This is a genomic window from Arthrobacter saudimassiliensis (genome assembly GCF_059090665.1).
In genome coordinates this window covers 410665-430586 of sequence record NZ_JBNHFX010000002.1, presented here as the reverse complement: position 1 = coordinate 430586, position 19922 = coordinate 410665, and the positions used below count along the sequence as shown (strand labels likewise).

Genomic DNA, 19922 nt, shown 5'->3' with positions numbered 1-19922 from the left:
CGGAATAACGCCGGGCCTGGGGCAGGGTGGAACCGTGCCCGACTCCCCCGCAACGCCCGAGCCCGCCACGCCGGAGCCGGCGCCGCCCGGAGGTGCCTCCCGCGGGTCCCGGCTGCCGCGGCCGGTTGCCGGGCTGCTGGCCGCCGCCGTCGCCGTCGGGCTGTCCCACCTCCTCCACGCCCTGCTGCCGGCGGTACCCGTCCTCACGGCCGCCGTCGTGCTGGGCCTGCTCGCCGCCAACCTTCCGGGAACCGGGAGGGCCGCCGCGGGGCCCTGGAAGCCGGGACTGGCCCTCGCGGCCCGCCGCTTCCTGCGGATCGGCATCGTGCTGCTGGGGCTCAAGGTGTCCGTGGTGGACATCGCCGGGCTCGGCTGGGCCGCACTGGGGCTGATCACCGCCCTGGTGCTGCTGGCCTTCGCGGGGACCTACGCCATCTGCCGGCTCTTCCGGCTCCCGGGTGATGAACCGCTGCTGATCGCGGCCGGGTTCTCCATCTGCGGCGTCTCGGCAATCGGTGCGATGGCCGCCGTCCGCCGCACCAGGCCAGAGGACACGGTGGTGCCGATCGCCCTCGTGACCCTCTGCGGCACGCTGGCCATCGCCGCCCTCCCCCTGGCCGGGGCGCTGCTGGGCCTGGGCCCCGAAACCTTCGGCATCTGGGCCGGGGCCTCGGTGCACGACGTCGGGCAGGTCGTGGCCACCGCCCAGACCGCCGGGGCGGCCGCCCTGGCGGCGGCCGTGGTCGTCAAGCTGGCCCGCGTGGTGCTCCTGGCGCCGATGACGGCGGCCGCCGGGCTTGCCGCGCGCCGCGCCTGGGCCCGGGAGGCCGGCGGCACGGCGGACGGGGGCCGGGGCGGCGGAAGGCCTGCGCTGGTGCCGCTGTTCGTGCTGGGCTTCCTGGCGATGATCCTGGTGCGCAGCACGGGCCTGGTGCCCCCGGCGGTGCTGGAGGGCGCAGCGGTGCTCCAGGACCTCCTGTTCGCCGCCGCCCTGTTCGCCCTTGGCGCCGGCGTGCGGATCCGCGCCCTGTTCGCCTCCGGGGTGCGGGCCGTCGCCGCCGCCCTGTCCGCCTGGGCGCTGGTCGCCGGCCTTGGGCTGGCAGTGGCCCTGCTGCTGGTGCCCGGGGCGGGCTGACCGCCCGCCGCAGCCGCCCCGCCGCCCGCCCCGCTGCCCGGCGTTGCGGCCCGGCCGGGATCCGGACGGCGGAGGAGCACGGAAGTGGTTGAATGAAATGGTGTCGAACCAGAACCTGTCCCGCGCCGAGGCGGCTGAGCGCTCCCGCCTGATCACCGTCCGCTCCTACGACGTCGAGCTGGACCTGTCCACCGCCCCGGACCTGTCGGAGCCGGCCTTCCGCTCCCGCACCACCATCCGGTTTGAGTGCGCCGAACCCGGCGCCGCAACCTTCCTCGACTTCATCCACGGCGGCGTCCATGCGGTCGAGCTCAACGGTGCGCCGCTTCCCGTAAACCAGGTGGTGGACGGCTCCAGGATCCACCTTCCGGGACTGGCGGCCGCCAACACCGTGACGGTGGACGGCGCAGCCCTCTACAGCCGCAGCGGCGAGGGCATGCACCGCTTCCAGGATCCGGCCGACGGGCAGGTGTACTTGTACACCCAGTACGAGCCGGCGGACGCACGGCGCGTGTTCGCCGACTTCGAGCAGCCGGACCTGAAGGCCTCCTTCACTTTCCACGTCACGGCGCCCGACGACTGGCAGATCCGGTCCAATGCCCCGGAGACCGCACGGACCCCCGCGCCCGGCGGGATGGTGCACGTCGACTTCGCGCCCACCGAACGGATCTCCACCTACATCACCTCGGTACTCGCCGGCCCCTATCACCGGGAGGATTCCATCTGGCGGCGGGACCGGGCCGACGGCGGCGTCCAGGAGGTTCCGCTGGCCGTCTTCTGCCGGGCCTCCCTGGCCGGGCATCTGGACGCGGACGCCGTCTTCGACGTCACCCGGCGCGGCCTGGATTTCTTCGACGACCTCTTCGACTATCCGTACCCCTTTGGCAAGTACGATCAGGCGTTCGTGCCCGAGTACAACCTCGGTGCCATGGAGAACCCGGGACTGGTCACCTTCACCGAGGCGTACGTCTTCCGCTCGCAGGCGACCGAGGCGCAGTATGAACGCCGCGCCAACACCATCCTGCATGAGATGGCGCATATGTGGTTCGGCGACCTGGTGACCATGCGCTGGTGGGACGACCTCTGGCTGAAGGAATCGTTCGCGGACTTCATGGGCGCCCTGGCCGTGGACGAGGCCACGGATTTCACCGCCTCCTGGGTGAGCTTCGCGAACCGCCGGAAGGCCTGGGCGTACGTCCAGGACCAGCTGCCGACCACCCACCCCATCACGGCGGACATCCCGGACCTGGAGGCCGCCAAGCAGAACTTTGACGGCATCACCTACGCCAAGGGCGCCTCGGTGCTCAAGCAGCTGGTCGCCTATGTGGGCTTCGAGGCCTTCCGCGACGCGGCCCGCGCCTACTTCCGCCGGCATGCCTTCGGGAACACGACCCTCGCGGACCTGCTGCAGGCGCTGGAGGAGTCCTCGGGCCGGAACATGGGCGCGTGGGCCCGGCTGTGGCTGCAGACCGCCGGCGTGCCGGTCCTGGCCATGGAACTCGACACTGACGAGAACGGCGTTCTCACCCGGGCCGCGATCCGCCAGGAGGCCGTCGATCCGGTGACCGGGCAGCAGGTGCACCGCCCGCATCGCATGCGGATCGGCCTCTACGACGCCGGAGCGGACGGCACGCTGCAGCGGACCGAGCTCATCGAACTCGACGTCGACGGCCCGCGCACCGACGTGCCGGAGCTGGTCGGCCGCCGGCGCCCGGAGTTCGTCCTGCCCAATGACGGCGACCTGACGTATGCCTCGGTCCGCTTCGACCCGGAATCGCAGCAGGCCTTCCTCGCCGCGCCGCAGCGCCTGGCCGACCCGCTGGCCCGCGCGGTGACCCTGTCCGCGCTCTGGAACGCGGTCCGGGACGGGCTGCTGCCGGCGGCCGATTATGTGCGGATGGCCCTGGCGGCCGCAGCCGCCGAATCCGGCTCCGGCGTGCTGCAGGTGCTGCTCGACAACGCCCGGCACGCCGTCGCCCGGTTCGTTCCGGCCGAGGATCGCGGGACACTGCGCGGTGAACTGTATGACGGCGTCGTGCGGCTGCTGACAGAGGCGGCCCCGGGAAGTGACCGGCAGCTGATCCTGGCCCGCGCCGCCGCCGCGCTCGGCCGCTCCTCCCGGGCCCACGACGATCTGTTGACGGCCCTGCTGCAGGATGCGCAGGAAGCGGTGCCCGGGCTGCCCGTGGCCGCGGAGCTGCGCTGGCTGCTGCTGCAGGCCCTGGCCGCCGGCGGCGTCGTCGACCGCCCCGAACTGGACGCCGAGCTGGAACGGGACCGCACCGCCGCCGGCAGGGTGGGATGGACCACGGCGATGGCCGCGCGGCCGACGCAGGAGGCGAAGGCGGAGGCATGGCAGCAGGCGGTCGCCGCCGGCGGGCTGTCGAATGAACTGCTCAGAGCCGTGCTCGAGGGCTTCTCCATCGGCGACCGCTCCCTGCGGCAGGCCTGGACGGAACCCTACTTCACGGCCCTGGACGCCTTCTGGACAGAGCACAGCATCGAGCTGGCCTCACGCCTGGTGCACGGGCTCTTCCCGGGCGACCAGGATGCGGCGGCAGGGGAAGAACCCGAGGAGAATCCGGTCGCCGTGCGGACCGCAGCCTGGCTCGCGGGGAACACGGACGCCCCGCGGGCGCTGCGCAGGATCATCATCGAGGAGCAGGACCAGCTGCTGCGCGCCCTGCGGGTCCAGCAGGCGGCCCGCAGGCGGTAAGGCCCGCAGCGGGCCGTTCCGTCGCCCTGCTCAGCGGGGCAGGGCGACGGTCAGCAGGAAGGCCGCGTCCTCCAGCGCCTCCACCGCGTGCCGTCGGTCCGGAATGACCAGGAGGTCACCGGCCATGGCATCCCAGCCGTCGCCCTCGCTGAGCAGGCGCACCCGACCGTGCAGCACGTGCAGCGTCGCCTCGCCCTGCCGGTCGTGCTCGTCCAGGGCGTAGCCCTCCTTGAGCGCAATCAGGGTCTGCCGGAGCATGTGCCCGTGGCCGCCGTGGATGGTCTGCGCGCTGCGGCCGCTGGTCGCGTGCCGTGCGCTTTCGAGCTGACGCCGCATGAGCGCGGTCAGGGATGTCTTTTCCATGGGCGCAGTCTAGGACAGGCCCGGGGCCCGGCCCGGCACACCGGCCTGCCGGTGCGCCGGGCCGGGCGCGGAGGTCAGCTGTCCCGGCCAGGTCCCTGGTAGACGTCGGGAATGCCGTCGCCGTCATCATCCACGCGCTCGGCTGCGGCAACCGCACGGTAGTGCCGGTTCCGGGCCGTGAGGACGACGGACGCCAGCAGGGCGGCCCCCACGGATGCGGCGAGGATGCCGACCTTCGCGTGGTCGTTGTGCAGGCTTTCCATCCCGAAGCTCAGCTCGGCGACCAGCAGGGAGACCGTGAAGCCGATGCCGGCCAGGAGGGCGACGCCGAAGATGTCGATCCACTTGAAGGAACTGTCCAGGCGGGCGCGGGTCACCTTGGTGACCAGCCAGGTCGTGCCGAGGATGCCGATCGGCTTGCCCAGGATCAGCCCGGCGATGATGCCCAGGGTCACCGGATCCGTAAACGCGGATCCCAGCCCGGACCAGCCGCCCACATCGACGCCCGCGGAGAAGAACGCGAAGAGCGGCACGGCGATGCCGGTGGACAGCGGGCGGAAGCGGTGCTCGAAGACCTCGGACAGGCCGGGGCCTGCTGCGGGCCCGCCCGAGGCGGCGCTGCGGGCCACGGGAATCATGAAGCCGAGCAGCACGCCGGCCACGGTGGCGTGGATGCCGGAGGCGTGCACCAGCGCCCAGGTCAGGATGCCCAGCGGCAGCAGGATCAGCCACGCGGCCGGGGCCTTCATGCCGAAGAAGCGGCGGTGGCGGTGGGCGAGGACGGCGTAGAGCAGCAGCGGAACCAGGGCCAGCAGCAGCGGAGCGGCCGCAAGGTCGCTGGTGTAGAAGATGGCGATGATCGCGATGGCGATCAGGTCGTCCACCACGGCCAGCGTGAGCAGGAAGATGCGCAGCGCCGAGGGCAGGTGCGAGCCGATGATGGCCAGGACGGCCACGGCGAACGCGATGTCGGTGGCGGTCGGTATCGCCCAGCCGCCCAGTGCCTCCGGTGAGCCGCGGTTGATGAGCACATAGATCAGCGCCGGGACCGCGACGCCGCCCACGGCCGCGGCCACGGGTACGACGGCACGAGCCGGGTTGCGCAGGTCGCCGGCGACGAATTCACGCTTGAGCTCCAGGCCGACCAGGAAGAAGAAGACGGCCAGCAGCCCGTCGGCGGCCCAGGCGCCGAGGCTGAGCTTCAGGTGCCAGGGCTCGTAGCCGATTTCGAAGTCCCGCAGGGAAAAATAGGAGGCCGAGGCCGGAGAGTTGGCCCAGATCAGCGCGACCAGCGCGGCGACGACGAGCACTGCTCCGCCGACGGTCTCGCGGCGCAGGATATCTCCGATGCGCAGCGCCTCGCGGTAGCTGCCGCGGCCCAGCACGGTGGGAGCGGAGTCCTTCTCCTGATGCCCCGAACCGGGCACGGGGGCGTTGTGGGGGTCGTGGTTCATGGTGCCTTTCAGAGGTCGACGAACGTACGTTTCGCCGACCAGACTTCCCGGCACACCATCCCCAACAGTACCTGCTGCCGGACCCGGGCGGGGAATCTGCCCGGGTCCGCCGGTTCCGTTACGGAACCCGGTTCAGCCACTCGGGAGTGGCGAACTTCTGCTGAACCTTTTCCTCGGCACGCCGCATTTCGTCCTCGGTGATGGTGCCGATCTTTGCGGAGTACCGGTCTGCGAAGGTCTGCTGCATGACGTCGATGATCTCCTCGCGGCTGATGCCGGTCTGGCGGCGGAGCGGATCGACCCGCTTCTTCGCGCTGGTCGTGCCCTTGTCGGAGAGCTTCTCCTTGCCGATCCGCAGCACCTCGACCATCTTGTCCGCGTCGATGTCATAGGACATGGTGACGTGGTGCAGCATGCCGCCGTTGGCCAGGCGCTTCTGCGCCGCGCCGCCGATCTTGCCCTGGTCGGTGGCGATGTCGTTCAGCGGCACGTACCAGGCCTTGATGCCCAGCTTCTCGAGGGAGGCCATCACCCAGGCATCCAGGAACGGGTAGGACTCGGCGAAGCTGAGGCCGTCGACCAGGGACTGCGGAACGTAGAGCGAGTAGGTGATGGCGTTGCCGTGTTCCATGAACATCGCGCCGCCGCCGCTGATCCTGCGGACCACGGTCACGCCGTGGCGGCGTGCGCCCTGGGGGTCAACCTCGTTCTTCAGGGACTGGAAGCTGCCGATCACCACCGACGGCGACTCCTGCCATTCCCAGAACCGCAGAGTGGGCCGCCGCCGGCCCGCGCCGACCTCTTCGGTGAGGACCTCATCCATGGCCACATGCAGGTGGGTGGGCAGCGGCGTCGGCGGGATGATCTCCCACTCGTGGTCCGCCCAGCCGGTGGCCTTGGCCAGCGCCCGGCGCACGGTCGTGGCCACGGCCTCCGGAGAGAAGCCGAACAGGACGGCGTCAGGACGCAGCCGGGCACGGATGGCCGCTGCGATATCGGCGGCGGATGAGTCCGCCGGCAGGCCCTCCAGGGCCGCGTTGATGTCGGCGAGGGCCTCGTCGGGCTCCAGGAAGAAGTCTCCGCCGAGGGAGACGTCGGCGAGCCGCCCGTTGACGACGTCGAGGTCGACGACGACCAGTTTGCCCCCGGAGACCTTGTATTCGCCGTGCCGGCGCGTGCTCTCTTCAGCTGTGCTGCTCAATGTCGCTGTTCCTTCTCTCTGGGAGGGAAAGGCCCCGGGTGCTGAAAGGGTCCGTCCGGCAAACCGGACGGACCCTTCCTTCATGCCATGGGCGGCGGAGCCTACTTCTTGCCGCCGAAGCCCTTGAACCGGGCGTTGAAGCGCTCGACGCGGCCGGCGGAGTCCATGATGCGCTGCTTGCCCGTGTAGAACGGGTGCGATGCGGAGGAAATTTCCACCTCGATGAGCGGGTAGGTGTTGCCGTCTTCCCACTCGATGGTCTTGGACGAGGTCGCGGTGGACTTCGTCAGGAAGGAGGTGTTGGACGCCAGGTCACGGAAGACGACCGGTGCATAAGTGGGGTGGATATCAGACTTCACAGTTGTACCTTCTCTTGGTGCCTGGATTTTGCCAGCCACAGGTGGTTTGAAAGCTTCAGGGCGGCCCCGCAGGGCCAGCAATCAAGCATACCCCACCGTCCGGATTCGCTGCCACTTCGCCGCGGCGGCGTGTCAGGGCAGCCGCCAGGCGGTGTTGACGGCGGTCAACCCGAAGTCGATGCCCTGCCGCGCCCCGCTCAGCTCGATGCGGACGGGCCGGTAGAAGTCGTCGAGCCAGAGGACCGCGTTGCGGGCCGGCGCCGCCGCCCCGTCCGCAGGCAGCCGCGCGGACAGGCGCACTGCCGGCACGCCTTGGGTTTCGACGTCGTACTGGACCGCCACCTCCTCCGCGGTGCCGAGGAAGGCGGCGAGGCGGTCGGGGCTGGTGGTCGTTTCAGCGGCGGCGACGAGCACTTCGGCGTACGCCTCCTCCGGGCTCCCGCCTGAGGAGGCGGGGACCGCCTCGCCGTCGATGATGAGTTCGCGCCGCTCCTCGTCCACCCGCACTTCGAGGTTGCCGTCGTCGGCGCCGAGCCGGAGGGAAAAGCTGCCGGAGGTCGTGAAGTCGATGCTGTACACGCCGGGGGGAAGGAGGCTGGTCCTGCTGTCCAGCTGCTGGCGCGCCCCTCCCCCGGCCGTGGCGGCGGCGGCCACGCAGGCGGCCGCTTCCGTGGCGGGCATCGGGTCCGTCTCCCGGCGCAGCAGCCACTGGCAGGCGCTCTGGACCGGCTCGGCCATGCCGGTCTGGCGGCCGCTCACGCCCACCTTCAGCGGAGCGGGCGCGGCGGTGGGGGTGGGCGTGGGAGCGGCCGGAACGGTCTGGACGGCCTCGGGTGCGGGCTGCGGGGCCGGGGCGGCCGTTGCCGTCGCGCGTTCCTTCACCTGCTCAGCGGTCGGCCCGCAGGCGGTCAACGCCAGCCCGCACCCCAAGGCGCAGATCAAGGCACCGGCGAGGCGGCGGAGTCCCGGCAGGCGGGTGTGCTCGGGCAGATCGGCGGAAATGGCTCGCTCCCGGACCGAAGGGGTGGCTGACCCGCCCGATTGTGGCATTGCAGGGCCCGCCGCAACAGGGCACAGGCCAAACCGTCAGTTCCGCGGCCGGCATTCCCAGAACGCCACCGCACTCGCCGCGGCCACGTTGAGCGAATCGACGCCGCCGCTCATCGGAATCCGTACGGTCAGATCCACCTCGGCCAGGGTGGAGGGCGCGAGCCCGTCACCCTCGGTGCCCAGGACCAGCGCGAGCCGTTCGTCCCGGCGGGCGCTGAGCTCGTCCAGCGTCAGCGAATCCGGCTTCAGGGCCAGGGCGGCGGTAACGAATCCGGCCGCACGCAGCTGCCCGAGCTGGCCCGGCCAGTCGATGAGCCGGACCCAGGGCACCTGGAAAACCGTGCCCATGCTGACCCGGATGGCCCGGCGGTACAGCGGATCGGCGCAGCGGGGGCTGACCAGCACGGCATCCACCTCCAGGGCCGCGGCGGATCGGAAGATCGCCCCGACGTTGGTGTGGTCGACGATGTCCTCCAGGACGGCGACCCGCCGGGCGCCGGCCAGCAGCGGCTCCAGGGCCAGCGGGGCCGGCCGCTCCATGGCGGCCAGGGCGCCGCGGTGCAGGTGGAAGCCGGTGATCGCCTCGAGCAGGGCCGGCTCGCCGACATACGCGGGCACCTCGGGGAAGCGCTCGAGGATGTCGGCCAGTTCCGCCACCCACTTTTCGGCGAGGAAGAAGGACCGGGGCCGGTGTCCGGCGTCGACGGCGCGGCGGAGCACCTTGGAGGACTCGGCGATGTACATGCCTTCGGCAGGCTCGCGGCGCCGGCGCAGGGCCGTATCGGTGAGGTTGGTGTAGTCGAGCACGCGGGGATCGTCGGCGCTGGCCAGGTACTGCAGGTTCACTGCTCCAACATTACTCACGGCGCGAGCATGTTCCACAGCGCGATCAGGCCCAGGACGACGATGACGGCACGGAGCACCCCGGGGCGCATCCGGCGTCCGATGGCGGCCCCGGCGAAGCCGCCGATCAGGGAACCGACGGCGATCAGCGCGACGGCGGGCCAGGCGATGCGGTCGAAGGCGAAGAGCATGTAGGAGCACGCGGCGACCAGGTTCACCGCCAGCACCAGGATGTTCTTCATGGCATTGGCCGCCTGCAGGGTCCCCTGCAGGAAGACCCCGAGGATCCCGACCAGCAGGATCCCCTGCGCGGCGACGAAGTAGCCTCCGTACACGCCGGCGAAGTAGATGAGTCCGACGAGAAGCCAGGGGCGCCCGCCGGGAGCGTCGGTGCGCTCCCGCCGCGCGCGCACCCAGGACTGCAGGCGGGGCTGGAGCAGCACGAAGAGCAGGGCCACCACGATCAGGGCCGGCGCCACGGCTTCGAAGACGCTCTCGGGCAGGTGCAGCAGCAGGGCGGCTCCGGTGATCCCGCCGAGGATCGACGCCGGCAGCAGCTGCAGCAGGGTCCGGCCCAGGCCGGCCAGTTCCCGCCGGTAGCCCCAGGAGCCGGCCAGGTTGCCGGCGATCAGGCCCATGGCGTTGCTGATCGTCGCGGTGACCGGAGCGAAGCCGACGGCCACCAGGATGGGGAACGTGACCAGGGTGCCGGAGCCCACGACGGCGTTGATGGCACCGGCCCAGAGGCCGCCCAGGCCTACCAGGGCGGCTTGCAGCGCGTCCAAGTCCTAGCTGCGGGCGGCGGCGACGGCGGCGTACCGGCCGGCGTCGCGGCGCAGGGAAAGCGGCAGATCGAAGGCGGCGGAGAGGTTCTCCTCGGTGAAGACCTCGTCAATCGGTCCGGCCGCCACGACGCCGCCCTCGCGCAGGAGCAGGGCATGGGTGAAGCCCGGGGGCACCTCCTCCAGATGATGCGTGACCAGCACCATGGCGGGGGCGTCCTCGTCGCGGGCCAGCTGCCCGAGCCGGTGGAGCAGGTCCTCCCGGCCGGCGAGGTCGAGGCCGGCGGCGGGCTCGTCGAGGAGCAGCAGCTCGGGGTCGGTCATCAGGGCGCGGGCGATTTGCACGCGCTTGCGTTCGCCTTCGCTGAGCGAGGAGAAGCGGCGGTTCATCAGCGTGGAGACGCCCCAGGTGTCCAGCAGCCGGAACGCGCGCCGCTCGTCCATTTTTTCGTACTTCTCCCGCCAGCGGCCGGTCATGCCGTAGGAGGCGGTGAGGACCACGTTCAGGACGGTTTCGTCCTCCGGGATCTGGTTCGCCAGCGCCGCGGAGGCCAGGCCGATGCGCGGGCGCAGCTCAAAGACGTCGACGGCGCCGAGCACTTCGTCCAGGATTCCCGCGGTGCCGCGGGTGGGGTGCATCCTGCCGGACGCGATCTGCAGGAGCGTGGTCTTGCCTGCACCGTTGGGGCCCATGACGACCCAGCGCTGCCCTTCTCGGACCTGCCAGTCCACGCCGTCCAACAGGGCCTTGCCGCCGCGGATCACGCTGACGCCGGCAAATTCAAGAACATCGCTCATAGCCTTAGAGACTAGGCCACCGGCGCCGCAGTTGGCGAAACGGAGGCCCGGTGGGGTACGCATATAACGGCGCCCGCGCACTTCCCGCGGCCGGGACCGCACACGGTTGCCCTCGGGCCCGCGCGGCACCCTGCGCCTGCCCTGTCGCTCCAGCCCAGAACGGACCCCCATGCCTTCGACCGATTCCCGCGAATATGCGCTCGTGAGCTACGGCGTCCGCCTTCCGGACGTGTACCTGGCCACCGTGCAGCGCGCCGTCGCCGACGCCGGGGCGCAGATCGTGGAGCTGGAGAATGCCGGCGGTCCGGGCTGGGAGGCCAGCCGCCTCCTGGTCCGCTGGGAAGGTTCCCTGGACTCGCTCCGGCTGTGCGTCCGGGCTGCGGCCGCCGCGCTGTCGGACGGAACGGGTGCCCCCGCCGCACAGACCGCCGTCGTGCCGCCGGCCCTGCTCGCCCCCGGGCGGAAACTGCTGGTCATGGATGTCGATTCGACGCTGATCCGCCAGGAGGTCATTGAGCTGCTGGCCGCACACGCGGGCAGGGAAGCCGAAGTCGCCGCCGTGACGGAAGCGGCCATGCGCGGGGAACTGGACTTCGCGCAGAGCCTGCACGCCCGGGTGGCGACCCTGGCCGGGCTTCCGGAGACCGTCATCGACGAGGTCGGCGGTCGGATCGAGCTGACGGCGGGCGCCGAGGAGCTGTTGGGCGCGTTCCTTGACGCGGGCCACGCCGTCGCCGTGGTCTCGGGCGGGTTCAACCAGGTCCTGGCCCCGCTGGCGCAGCGGCTGCGGTTGACGCGTGCGCGGGCCAACCAGCTCGGCATCGAGGCCGGTGCGCTCACGGGTACCGTGGTCGGGGATGTGGTGGACCGGGCGGCGAAGGCCGCGTCGCTGCGGGCCTGGGCCGCCGAGCTGGGCATCGACGAAGCGCAGACCATCGCCGTGGGCGACGGCGCGAACGACCTGGACATGCTGGCCGCGGCGGGCCTGGGTGTGGCCTTCAACGCCAAGCCCGCGGTGGCCGCGGCCGCCGACGCCGTCCTGGACCTGCCCAGCCTCGCCGTCATCCGGCACTTCGCGAACCTCGCCTAGGCCCGGCCCGGTACGGCAAAGGGCCCGCCGCGCACGGTTCGTGTGCGGCGGGCCCTTTGCCGTATCCGGTTGCGGGCCGGTCAGGCCTGCGGTCCGGAAGCGGCCAGGTAGTCTTCGCCGCCGATGTATTCGGTGTGCCCGCCGGGCACGTCGGCGACGGCCATGCGTGCCACCTCGGCGGCGAACTCCTCCACGGACCAGAGCTTTCCGGCCTCCTCGCGGCGGGCCTCGATGGCGCCCGGGTTGGCACGGTCCAGCAGGGTGGCGGTGACGGTTCCCTCGATCATGTCTCCGGAGACCACCACCAGCGTGATGCCGCGCTCGGCGAGTTCGGGCTCCAGGGCGCGCAGGGCGTCCTCGCCGGCGCGCTTGCTGCGCGCCACCGGCTCGTATTCGGGCATCGTGGGCACCGTCTTGATGAAATGCGCCTGGTGGCTGGTCACGAAGACGATCCGCGAGCCGGCCGGCATGGCCTCGGCCGCAGCCCGGGCCATGGCCACCTGGGCGTCGCGGTTCAGGCGCAGCGCATAGTCCTCGCCGAAGCCGGTCTCCATTCCACCCGAGGCGTTCAGGACCAGCAGGTCCAGGCCGCCGAAGTTCTCCTTCGCCGCCGCCACCAACGCCTCCGGGCCCTCCGGAGTGGTCAGGTCGGCGCCGACGGCCACCGCACGGCCGCCGGCCGCCTCGATGGCAGCCACCACCTTGTTGGCCCGGGGCGCCTTCTGCCGATAGTTCACCACCACGGCCGCGCCCTGGCCGGCGAGCAGCTTCGCGGTCTCGGCGCCGATGCCGCGCGAGGATCCGGTAACGATGGCGGTCTTTCCCTCCAGCTGGGCCATGGGAACTCCTTCAGGTCGGTGAGCTTGCGAAATCTGTCCGGCGCGCTTGTGGGAACTGTCCAGGGCGCTGGAAGCACTGTTCCCATCCTGCCAGCCGGTGCCGGTCCCGGCAGTGGAGGATTCCTCCAAGGAACCTGCGCCGAAGCTGGCAGGGCCGGGGATGCCCGGCCCTGCCGGCGCCGCGGAGCGCAGGGGCGGCGTCAGTGCCCCATGCCGAGCCCGCCGTCCACCGGAATCACGGCGCCGGAAATGTAGGCGGCCTCGTCGCCGGCGATCCAGCGGACCACCTTGGCGACCTCCTCAGGCTCGGCGAACCTGCCGGCCGGAATGGAGCCGAGGTAGTCCTTCTGGGTCTGCTCCGGCAGCGCCCGGGTCATGTCGGTGTTGATGAAGCCGGGAGCGACGACGTTGGCGGTGATGCCGCGCGAGCCCAGCTCCCGGGTCAGGGAGCGGGCGATGCCGATGAGGCCGGCCTTGGACGCGGCGTAGTTGATCTGGCCCGGCGATCCGTACAGGCCGACGACGGAGCTGATCAGCACCACCCGGCCCCTGCGCAGCCGGATCATGCCCTTCGACGCCCGCTTGATCACGCGGAAGGCGCCGGTGAGGTTGGTGTCGACGACGTCGGTGAAGTCCTCTTCGCTCATCCGCAGCAGCAGGGTGTCGCGGGTGATGCCGGCGTTGGCGACGAGGACCTCCACCGGCCCGTGGGCTGCCTCGACCTCGGTGAAGGCGGCATCGATGGACGCGGCATCGGTCACATCCGCCTTCACGCCGAGCATGCCCTCGGGCACCTCTCCGGAGCGGTAGGTGACCGCCACCCGGTCTCCGGCCGCGAGGAATTCGCGGGCAATGGCGAGGCCGATTCCTCGGGTTCCTCCCGTCACCAGTACGCTGCGGCCCTGCACGGCATCGGGCTGGGTCTGCTGGGTGTTCTGCACGAAAGAATCCTCCATGGGGGTAGGGGGCCGGGTCCGGTTCGATCCTAGCCGCGCCGAAACCGGGTTCTGCAACGCACCGGGCAGTGAGAGAATGGTCGAACGTGTTTGGAGGGTGATGAACAGGCAATCCAGCGAATCCGGCGACGTCGGGGGGATCCCCCGGATCACCGGAGCCAGGGCGGCGCACTCGGACGAGATGCGCTCCCGCATGATCAAGTACACGGTGTCGATGAGCATCCGCATGGTGTGCCTCTTCCTGCTCTTTTTCGTCCATGGCTGGATGATCTGGGTAGTGGTGGTGGGCGCCGTCGTGCTCCCCTGGTTCGCCGTGGTGATCGCCAACGGGGGAAGCGACACCCGGACCATGGACACGGGCGCCATGATCGACGCCCCGCCGATGCAGGCCCTGGGTTCGCCCGCTCCCCCGCAGCCGGCGGACGAGCGGCCCGAAACCACCGTGCTGCACGGTGAGATCATTGATGACCAGCGCAACGACGACAACGACAAGGCCTGACGGACGCTCCATGAACCTCCTCGACTCGCTCTCCGGCCCTGCCGGCCCCGGCCCCGATGAGGGCGCGCCCGTGTGCTCCCGGCGCGGCTGCCGCGCCGACGCCGCGTGGCGCCTGCTGTGGAACAACCCGCGGATCCACACCCCGGAGCGCCGCAAGACCTGGCTGGCCTGCGCCGACCACCGCGGGTGGCTGGAGGAGTACCTGCGCGAGCGGAGCCTCTGGCGCGAGACCCTCCCCCTGGACGCCGGCGTGGAGCCGGCCGAGGCGGAGGGCAGCAGGTAGATGTACCGGTTCCTGTTGTCGGGCAAGTGGCTCGGCTGGTTCCTGCTGGTGTGCCTGCTCGCCGCGGTCTGCAGCGCGCTGGGAATGTGGCAGCTGGACCGCCGCGATGCGGTGCGCGCCGACATCGGCGTCGTCGAAGACAACTACGACGCCGATCCGCTGGCCTACGACCCGGCCCTGTTCACCGGTTACGACCCGGCGAACGAGTGGCTGCCGGTGACGCTGACCGGCACCTACGACGCCGCCGAACAGCGCGTGGTGCGCAACCGCCCGCTGAACGGCCGGCCCGGCTACGAAGTGCTGGTGCCCCTGCGGCTGTCCGACGGCACGGCGGTGGCCGTGAACCGGGGCTGGCTGCCGATCGGCAATGACGAGGCCGGCCATCCGGACTCCGTGCCGGCCCCGCCGGAGGGCGAGGTCGAGGTGACCGCGCGCATCCGGCCGTCGGAGCCCGCCGTCGAGCGCGGCGCCCCGGACGGGCAGCTGGCCTCCATCGACCTGGCCGCCTATGCGGCGGAACTCGACTATCCCCTCGCCACCGGCTCCTATGGGGTGATGGCTGCGGAGAGCCCCTCAGCGGCGGAGGTTCCCCAGCCGCTGGCCGTACCTGAGCGAAGCGAGGGCACCCATCTTTCGTACGCGATGCAGTGGTTCGCCTTCGGGGTGCTGCTGTTCGTGGGCCTGGGCTACGCCGCCTACCAGGAGGCGCAGAACCGCCGCTGGGCCGCGGCCGGCCTGGACCGGGACGACGACGGGGACGGGATGCACTCCGCCGTACCGCGCGCCCGTCCCAAGCCGCAGCGTGCCCGACGCCGGCCCACCCAGGAGGAGGAAGAGGACGCCATCCTCGACGCGCAGGAGGATCTTGACGCGCGGTAAGGCCGGATAGGCCGTTCCCGGCGGCCTGCCCGCCACAGCAGCTGCCGGATCAGCGGTAGCCTCGGGAGATGGCACGATACTTTGACATCCATCCGGACAACCCGCCGCGGCGCGCCGTCGACCAGGTTGCCGCCATCCTTCGCTCCGGCGGCCTGATCGCCTACCCGACGGATTCCTGCTACGCCCTGGGCGCCCAGCTCAACAACAAGGACGCCCTGGACCGGATCCGCTCCATCCGTCATTTGGATGACAAGCACCACTTCACGCTGATGTGCAGGGACTTTGCGCAGCTGGGCCGGTTCGTCACGATGGACAATGACGTTTTCCGCGCCATCAAGGCCTCCACCCCCGGCAGCTACACCTTTATCCTGCCGGCGGTGAAGGAGGTGCCGCGCTGGCTGTCGCAGCCGAAGAAGAAGACGGTGGGCGTGCGCATTCCGGACAGCAGGGTGGTGGGTGCGCTGCTGGAGGAACTGGGTGAACCGATGATCTCCAGCACCCTGCTGCTGCCCGGCGAGGAGGATCCCCTGACCGAAGGCTGGGACATCAAGGAGCGGCTGGACCACCAGCTGGACGCCGTCCTGGACGCCGGGTTCTGCCCGCCGGACCTCACGACCGTCGTCGACTTCTCCAGCGGCAGGCCGGAGATCCTCAGGCGCGGCGCAGGAGATCCGTCCCGCTTCGAGTAGCCGGGCCGGCTCCGTGCTCAGGCGAGGGTGACGAGCTCCAGGTAATCGGAATTCCACAGGTCCTCGACGCCGTCGGGCAGCAGGACCACGCGCTCGGGGTTCAGCGCTTCGACGGCGCCTTCATCGTGGCTGACCATCACCACGGCGCCCTTGTAGTTGCTCAGGGCGCCGAGGATCTCCGCGCGGCTGGCCGGGTCCAGGTTGTTGGTGGGCTCATCGAGCAGCAGGACGTTCGCGGAGGACGCCACGATGGTGGCCAGCGCCAGGCGCGTCTTCTCGCCGCCGGAGAGCACGCCTGCCGGCTTGTTCACGTCGTCGCCCGAGAACAGGAATGACCCGAGGATGCCGCGGACCTCGGCATCGGCCATGTCCGGGGCGGCGCTGCGCATGTTCTCCAGGATGGTCCGCTCGGTGTCCAGGGTCTCGTGCTCCTGGGCGTAGTAGCCGATCTTCAGGCCGTGCCCGGCCACGACCTGGCCGGTGTCGGGCCTGTCCACGCCGGCGAGCATGCGCAGCAGGGTGGTCTTGCCCGCGCCGTTCAGGCCCAGGATGACCACGCGCGAGCCGCGGTCGATGGCCAGGTCCACGTCGGTGAAGATCTCCAGCGACCCGTAACTCTTGCTTAGGCCCTCGGCGGTCAGCGGGGTGCGTCCGCACGGCGCCGGCTCCGGGAAGCGCAGCGCGGCGACCTTGTCCGAGGTGCGTTCGGCCTCAAGCCCGCCGAGCAGCCGCTCGGCCCGCTTGAGCATGTTCTGGGCGGCCACCGCCTTGGTGGCCTTGGCACGCATCTTGTTCGCCTGGTCAATGAGAACCTGGGCCTTCTTTTCGGCGTTGGCGCGTTCACGCTTCCGCGCGCGCTCATCAGTCTCCCGCTGGACCTTGTACCGCTTCCAGTCCAGGTTGTAGATGTCGATGGTGGCGCGGTTCGCGTCGAGGCTGAAGACCTTGTTGACGGTGGCCTCCAGCAGCTCGGTGTCGTGGCTGATCACGATCAGCCCGCCGGAGTGGTTCTTCAGGAACTCGCGCAGCCAGGCGATCGAGTCGGCGTCGAGGTGGTTGGTCGGCTCGTCGAGCAGCATGGTGTCGGCCCCGGAGTACAGGATGCGCGCCAGCTCGACGCGGCGCCGCTGGCCGCCGGAGAGGGTCTTCAGCGGCTGGTTCAGCAGCCGGTCCGGCAGTGCCAGGTTGGAGCAGATGGCCGCGGCCTCCGCTTCGGCGGCATAGCCTCCGCCGGCGAGGAACTCCGCCTCGAGCCGGTCGTAGCGGTTCATGGCCTTGCGGGCGACGGCGTCGTCGTCGCTGGCCATCTCCTCCTGGCTCTTGCGCAGGTTGCGCACCACGGTGTCCAGGCCCCGCACGGAGAGGATCCGGTCCCGCGCCAGCTGGTCCATGTCCGGGGTGCGCGGGTCCTGGGGCAGGTAGCCGATCAGTCCGCTGCGGGTGATGGTGCCGGCCGCGGGCAGCGCCTCTCCGGCCAGGACCTTCGTCAGGGTGGTCTTGCCGGCGCCGTTGCGGCCCACCAACCCGATCTTGTCTCCCTTGTCCACCCGGAACGTGACTTCGTCCATCAGCAGACGGGCGCCGGCACGCAGTTCGAGTCCGGATACGGATATCACCAGGTAAAACCTTTCGGGGGTGGGGAGGGGCAGCTATCCAGTCTAGCGCTGCGGGCCGGTTTGTAGAAAACCTCCAATGGCAGGGCCGCAACCCGCCACTAGGGTCGGAAGTGCGGCGGCTGGCGCCGCACTTCGCACCGGAGGCACCGTGACCCGTTTTTCCGATGACCCCGTCCACCCGTCGGACGCGCAGACCGCGCTCCGCGCCGCCACCGCAGGTTCAGCCGCGGGTCCGGGCGGGCGGGGCAGGCAGCTCCGTTCCCGGAACCGCGGTGCGGATCTTGCCCTGACGGCGGTCTTCGCAGCCCTGATCGCGGCGCTGTCGGTGCTGCCGGGCGTCCCCGTCGGGGCCCTGGGCGTGCCGATCTCGCTGCAGACCCTCGGCGTGCTGCTGGCCGGCCTGATCCTGGGTCCGGCCCGCGCGGCGGCGGCGGTGGGGCTGTATCTGCTCGTCGGGCTTGCCGGCCTGCCGGTGTTCAGCGGTTTCCGGGGCGGGCTCGGCGTCCTGGCGCTGCCGTCCGCCGGGTTCCTGCTCGGTTTCCTGCCGGGTGCGGCAGTGGCCGGGGCCCTCTCCCGGCTGGCCTGGCGGCAGGGTGCGGGGCGCCCGGCAGGGCGAAGGGCCGGGCTGCGGACCGTGCTCCTGGTCGCTGCGGCCGCCGTCGCCTCCTTCCTGGTCATTCATCCGCTCGGCATCGCCGGCATGATGATCAATGGCCGACTCAGCCTCGAGGCCGCCCTGCTGGCGGACCTGCTGTTCGTCCCCGGTGACGTCATCAAGTGCGTGGTCGCCGGGCTGCTCGCTGCGGCGGTCTTCCGGGCGTTCCCCCGGATGGGAACCGGCGCCGAATGAGCCTGTTCCGACGCCGTACGGCTGTCCCGGGAGACGGTGCCGCAGGCGCCGCCGCAGAACGGGCGGGCGAACCTGCTTCGGGCGACCGGCCCGTGCCGGGCCCGGTGCCCGGAACGTCGCCTGCAGACGGGAGCATTGTCTTCGACTCGGTCGGCGTCAGCGTGCCCGGGCCCGACGGCGGTCCGCGGCACCTCCTGCAGGACGTGAACCTGGTACTCACCGAGCAGCGCATCGCCGTGATCGGTGCCAACGGCTCCGGCAAGTCCACGCTGCTCAAGCTGATCAACGGGCTGGTCCGCCCGACGTCGGGCGCTGTGCGCGTGCGGGGGCTCGACGTCGCCGAGTCCACCGCCGCCGTCCGGCGTGCGGTCGGGTTCGTCTTCACCGACCCGTTGTCGCAGCTGGTGCTGTCCACCGGGCGGGACGACGTCGACCTCTCCCTGCGCCGCAGCATCCCGGACCGCCGGCAGCGGGAGGCGGCGGTGGAGGCCCGGCTGGACCGGCTGGGCCTGCTGCCGCTGGCGGACCAGAGCATCTACGACCTCTCCGGCGGTGAACGCCAGCTCGTGGCCCTGGCCGGGGTGCTCGCCGTCGACCCGGCGGTCCTCCTGGCCGACGAGCCGTCCACGCTGCTGGACCTGCGCAACACCGAGCGGCTCCGGTCGCTCTTCGCCGCACTCCCCCAGCAGGTCCTCTGGACCACCCACGACCTGGATTTCGCCGCGGACGCCGACCGGGTCCTGGTGGTGGAGGCAGGACGGATTGCGTTCGACGGCGCGCCCGGACCTGCGATTGCCGAGTACCGCGCCCGCTCCGCGCAGGCCGGGGCGGTCCGCTGATGCGCAGGTTGGCCCTGTCGGTGCCGTTGCCGGCCAAGGCACTGGCCGTCGCGGCGCTGACAGCCTGGGTGCTGGCGGTCCGCACTCCCCCGGCCGCCGCGCTGGCCCTGCTGCTGGTGTACGCCGGATTCGCGGTGTCCGGGCATCTTCGGGAGCTGGTGCGCACCACGCTGCAGACACTGCCGGTGCTGGTCCTGCTCGGCGGGTTCCAGTTCTTTTCCTCCGGCTGGGAGGCAGCGGTGGCGGTGCCGGTCGGGATCCTTGCCTGCGTGGGCGCCGCCCAGCTGCTGGTCTCCACCACGCCGGTACCGGTGCTGCTGGACGGGCTGGCCGCGCTGGTGCGTCCGCTGCGGCGGTTCGGCGCCGATCCGGAACGGTTTGCCCTCGCCGTCGGCCTGATGCTGCGCAGCCTGCCGTGGCTGTCGGCTGCCCTGCGGGATGCCCGGCAGGCGGCAGCGGCACGGGGAGTGGGCCGCAGCCCGCGGGCGCTGCTGGTGCCCGCCGTCGTCGGCACCGTTGCCTACGCCCGGCGCACCGGCGACGCCCTGGCCGCCCGGGGGCTGGGCGAACGGCAGGACTGAGCGCGCGAAGCCGGCGTGCCCGGCCGTGCCCGGACGCGCAGAAGGGCCGCTCCCCTTTACAGGGAAGCGGCCCTTCGTGCTCAGCAATGCTGCAGGCGAG

Annotated in this window: 21 protein-coding genes; 10 read left to right on the top strand and 11 right to left on the bottom strand. The window is 71.2% G+C overall.

Features of this window, described 5'->3' with window-relative positions; translation table 11 throughout:
* The first annotated feature begins 34 nt into the window (after positions 1-34).
* Both AC5RV6_RS09170 and pepN read left to right on the top strand, forming a co-directional pair.
* A complete protein-coding gene (locus AC5RV6_RS09170) occupies positions 35-1135 on the top strand; it encodes a YeiH family protein (protein WP_494006997.1) in 1101 nt (366 codons plus the stop codon).
* A 100-nt stretch (positions 1136-1235) separates the two neighbouring features.
* Complete coding sequence (pepN, locus tag AC5RV6_RS09165; protein WP_494006996.1) at positions 1236-3851, top strand: aminopeptidase N; 2616 nt, start codon at positions 1236-1238, stop codon at positions 3849-3851.
* Positions 3852-3881: 30 nt separating this feature from the next.
* Here pepN and AC5RV6_RS09160 read toward each other — a convergent pair whose 3' ends face one another.
* From AC5RV6_RS09160 to AC5RV6_RS09125, 8 genes are all read right to left on the bottom strand, one after another.
* Positions 3882-4214 (bottom strand): cupin domain-containing protein, encoded by a 333-nt coding sequence (locus AC5RV6_RS09160; RefSeq protein WP_494006995.1) that lies wholly within the window; start codon positions 4212-4214, stop codon positions 3882-3884.
* 74 nt (positions 4215-4288) lie between these two features.
* Positions 4289-5668 (bottom strand): Na+/H+ antiporter NhaA, encoded by a 1380-nt coding sequence (nhaA, locus tag AC5RV6_RS09155; RefSeq protein WP_494006994.1) that lies wholly within the window; start codon positions 5666-5668, stop codon positions 4289-4291.
* A gap of 118 nt (positions 5669-5786) precedes the next feature.
* Positions 5787-6869 (bottom strand): lipoate-protein ligase LplAB, encoded by a 1083-nt coding sequence (gene lplAB, locus AC5RV6_RS09150; RefSeq protein ID WP_494006993.1) that lies wholly within the window; start codon positions 6867-6869, stop codon positions 5787-5789.
* Between the two features lie 101 nt (positions 6870-6970).
* The gene (locus AC5RV6_RS09145; protein WP_494006992.1) at positions 6971-7228 is read right to left on the bottom strand and encodes a type B 50S ribosomal protein L31; all 258 of its coding nucleotides are present in this window, start codon (positions 7226-7228) and stop codon (positions 6971-6973) included.
* A gap of 132 nt (positions 7229-7360) precedes the next feature.
* A complete protein-coding gene (locus AC5RV6_RS09140; protein WP_494006991.1) occupies positions 7361-8110 on the bottom strand; it encodes a hypothetical protein in 750 nt (249 codons plus the stop codon).
* Between the two features lie 204 nt (positions 8111-8314).
* Positions 8315-9124, bottom strand: a complete 810-nt coding sequence (locus tag AC5RV6_RS09135; protein ID WP_494007388.1) for a TrmH family RNA methyltransferase — start codon at positions 9122-9124, stop codon at positions 8315-8317.
* Positions 9125-9138: 14 nt separating this feature from the next.
* Positions 9139-9906, bottom strand: coding sequence for a sulfite exporter TauE/SafE family protein (locus AC5RV6_RS09130; protein WP_494006990.1), 768 nt, complete (start codon positions 9904-9906; stop codon positions 9139-9141).
* A gap of 3 nt (positions 9907-9909) precedes the next feature.
* Entirely contained in the window at positions 9910-10701 is a 792-nt protein-coding gene (locus AC5RV6_RS09125) for an ABC transporter ATP-binding protein (RefSeq protein ID WP_494006989.1), read from the bottom strand.
* 169 nt (positions 10702-10870) lie between these two features.
* Here AC5RV6_RS09125 and serB point away from each other — a divergent pair, with 169 nt between their 5' ends.
* Positions 10871-11791: a phosphoserine phosphatase SerB gene (serB, locus tag AC5RV6_RS09120; RefSeq protein WP_494006988.1), complete on the top strand. Its 921-nt coding sequence runs from the start codon at positions 10871-10873 to the stop codon at positions 11789-11791.
* A gap of 80 nt (positions 11792-11871) precedes the next feature.
* On the opposite strand, the gene AC5RV6_RS09115 is transcribed toward serB, so the two are convergent.
* The gene (locus AC5RV6_RS09115) at positions 11872-12630 is read right to left on the bottom strand and encodes an SDR family oxidoreductase (protein WP_494006987.1); all 759 of its coding nucleotides are present in this window, start codon (positions 12628-12630) and stop codon (positions 11872-11874) included.
* Between the two features lie 200 nt (positions 12631-12830).
* Positions 12831-13571: a beta-ketoacyl-ACP reductase gene (locus tag AC5RV6_RS09110; RefSeq protein ID WP_494006986.1), complete on the bottom strand. Its 741-nt coding sequence runs from the start codon at positions 13569-13571 to the stop codon at positions 12831-12833.
* Positions 13572-13686: 115 nt separating this feature from the next.
* On the opposite strand from AC5RV6_RS09110, the gene AC5RV6_RS09105 reads away from it, so the two are divergent.
* The 4 genes from AC5RV6_RS09105 to AC5RV6_RS09090 all read left to right on the top strand — a co-directional run bounded on the left by AC5RV6_RS09105 (position 13687) and on the right by AC5RV6_RS09090 (position 15936).
* A complete protein-coding gene (locus AC5RV6_RS09105) occupies positions 13687-14085 on the top strand; it encodes a DUF3099 domain-containing protein (RefSeq protein WP_494006985.1) in 399 nt (132 codons plus the stop codon).
* 10 nt (positions 14086-14095) lie between these two features.
* On the top strand, positions 14096-14368 hold the full coding sequence (locus AC5RV6_RS09100) for a hypothetical protein (protein ID WP_494006984.1): 273 nt from the start codon (positions 14096-14098) through the stop codon (positions 14366-14368).
* Positions 14369-15247, top strand: coding sequence for an SURF1 family cytochrome oxidase biogenesis protein (locus tag AC5RV6_RS09095; protein ID WP_494006983.1), 879 nt, complete (start codon positions 14369-14371; stop codon positions 15245-15247). It abuts the gene before it with no gap.
* Positions 15248-15315: 68 nt separating this feature from the next.
* Positions 15316-15936 (top strand): L-threonylcarbamoyladenylate synthase, encoded by a 621-nt coding sequence (locus AC5RV6_RS09090; protein WP_494006982.1) that lies wholly within the window; start codon positions 15316-15318, stop codon positions 15934-15936.
* A 17-nt stretch (positions 15937-15953) separates the two neighbouring features.
* On the opposite strand, the gene AC5RV6_RS09085 is transcribed toward AC5RV6_RS09090, so the two are convergent.
* Entirely contained in the window at positions 15954-17552 is a 1599-nt protein-coding gene (locus tag AC5RV6_RS09085; RefSeq protein WP_494006981.1) for an ABC-F family ATP-binding cassette domain-containing protein, read from the bottom strand.
* A 148-nt stretch (positions 17553-17700) separates the two neighbouring features.
* Here AC5RV6_RS09085 and AC5RV6_RS09080 point away from each other — a divergent pair, with 148 nt between their 5' ends.
* From AC5RV6_RS09080 to AC5RV6_RS09070, 3 genes are read left to right on the top strand one after another with little or no spacing between them, the layout of a single operon-like run.
* Positions 17701-18402, top strand: coding sequence for a biotin transporter BioY (locus AC5RV6_RS09080; RefSeq protein ID WP_494006980.1), 702 nt, complete (start codon positions 17701-17703; stop codon positions 18400-18402).
* The gene (locus AC5RV6_RS09075) at positions 18399-19241 is read left to right on the top strand and encodes an energy-coupling factor ABC transporter ATP-binding protein (protein WP_494006979.1); all 843 of its coding nucleotides are present in this window, start codon (positions 18399-18401) and stop codon (positions 19239-19241) included. The genes AC5RV6_RS09080 and AC5RV6_RS09075 overlap by 4 nt, the downstream gene beginning before the upstream one ends.
* Entirely contained in the window at positions 19241-19822 is a 582-nt protein-coding gene (locus tag AC5RV6_RS09070; RefSeq protein WP_494006978.1) for a CbiQ family ECF transporter T component, read from the top strand. Before AC5RV6_RS09075 ends, AC5RV6_RS09070 begins: the two co-directional genes overlap by 1 nt.
* The last annotated feature ends 100 nt before the right edge of the window (positions 19823-19922 follow it).